Source organism: Methylobacterium sp. Leaf88, assembly GCF_001422795.1.
Lineage (GTDB): Bacteria > Pseudomonadota > Alphaproteobacteria > Rhizobiales > Beijerinckiaceae > Methylobacterium.
This window is the reverse complement of the sequence record NZ_LMMK01000033.1, coordinates 1-1,737: the sequence shown is the minus strand read 5'-3', so window position 1 is coordinate 1,737 and position 1,737 is coordinate 1. Positions and strand designations below refer to the sequence as shown.

General features: G+C 63.6%; 1 tRNA gene. It reads left to right on the top strand.

Going from position 1 to position 1,737, the window contains the following annotated elements:
• Nucleotides 1-560: 560 nt before the first annotated feature.
• Nucleotides 561-637: transfer RNA gene (locus tag ASF20_RS16135), tRNA-Arg, on the top strand.
• Nucleotides 638-1,737: the final 1,100 nt, after the last annotated feature.

Genomic DNA, 1,737 nt, shown 5'->3' with positions numbered 1-1,737 from the left:
CGTGGTGAAGCGGCCTACCGCGCACTAACTTTACCCTTGGACCACCGCGTGGGGGCCGATCAGGTGACGAGGATTGCCCTTCGTTGGCAGACACGGAGACCGGCCTCACACCGGGCGTTTGTCCACGACCCAAGTCCCGTTCCGCAGTCCCACCCTGGTTCCGTCGGCAGATTAACGATCGGGTCCGAGTCGGCCGCCGTCGGGCCGGACCCGGCTGCGTCTGCTGGGCTATTGTCGCGAACAACCGGTTGTCACCTTTCGTGCGGGGCACAGCCGTCCCGCTTCGAACGTGTGAGCGTCGCCCTCCGCGCGCTGCCGCCCTTCACGTGGCCGAAACGCTTTCACGAACCCGTTGCGCGGCGCCCTCGTATGGGCTACCAGGGCGGAACGGTCAGCACCCGTAGCTCAGCTGGATAGAGCGTTGCCCTCCGAAGGCTGAAGTCAAGGGTGCGGACGTAGAAGTGCAGGTCGAAAAATACAGATTGTACAAGTGCTTACAAGAAGGCGGATCGGGACTTCCCAGGCCAAGAAATTTCGCGTAAGCACTGCGTAAGCAATATGCACCCATAGCTCAGCTGGATAGAGCGTCGCCCTCCGAAGGCGAAGGCCTCAGGTTCGAATCCTGATGGGTGCGCCATTTCGGTACAGAACTGCGGACACCAAGACCCGCCGATCTACCGCTCGTAGCGGCGACGGAGGTTTGCAGCAGTACGGACTTCGATTCCATGATGCGGGCTCCGTCGGCAGCGGCCTCGATACGCTGCGCTCAGGTGTTCCTGCCGAAGCCGCCCCTCCCGGCCGTGCGCGGCCGTCGAGAGTGCGTCGATCATGGCCGGGGTGATCTCCCGACGGCCGGCGCTACCGAGGGTCGCCTGGACGCGTTCCGCATCAGCCGCAGCCTGGTCTCTCATCGCCTTCAACGTCTCGATCCGTTCCTTTAACTCGCATCGTCCAGAGCGGCGATCCCTCATTTGATCGCATCGTAAGGCCGATTGAGACGCTGATCGGCCTCCGCCTCCGTGATCCGCCGGTGCAGGTCTGCCAAGTGCTCGCGGCGACGTTCGCTGCGTTCCCCGCAGCGGTCGAGCAGGCATAGCAGCGGTACATCCCTCCGGCCCTGCCCTTGCCGGTGCGAACGTCATCGCACCCCGCACTTCGCGAAGAAGCAGAGGCCGGTGATGAGTGCTGGGCCGCTGCTGACGCGGGCTGGCGTCACTATCGGATGGCGGGCCTTGAGCCGTGTCTGCAACATCTCGAACGATTCGCGGTCGATCAGCGGCGGCACCGTGAGAGCGGGGGTAGCAAGGGGCGCGGGCGTCCGGGCCGGAAGGGGATCGCCCGATCTGCACAGAATAGCGGAACGACGTGGGTAAGGCCGGGGATACCGGCCCGTACGAGCGCCAGCGTTCCCTTGCCCCTCGCGTGGGGCAGCGCTCCCAACTCTTGTGCGCGTTAGCGATCGATGCCGTATGACGGAAACGCGCTTTGGCGTGGTTCCGGCGCAGCCAAGAGCGCGGCCAGAAGGGCAACGATACCGATCACTCGCTATACTTGCAAAGCCACCCTCAGAAATACAGACTGCGTCTAATGGGGGGAGCGCCAAAAAATGCCGACTTATGATCTGATCATAACAGATGTCACCTGCTACGGTGACCTCTTCTGCGTCGCGGGATGGTGATCGGCCCCCACGCGGTGGTCCAAGGGTAAAGTTAGTGCGCGGTAGGCCGCTTCACCACG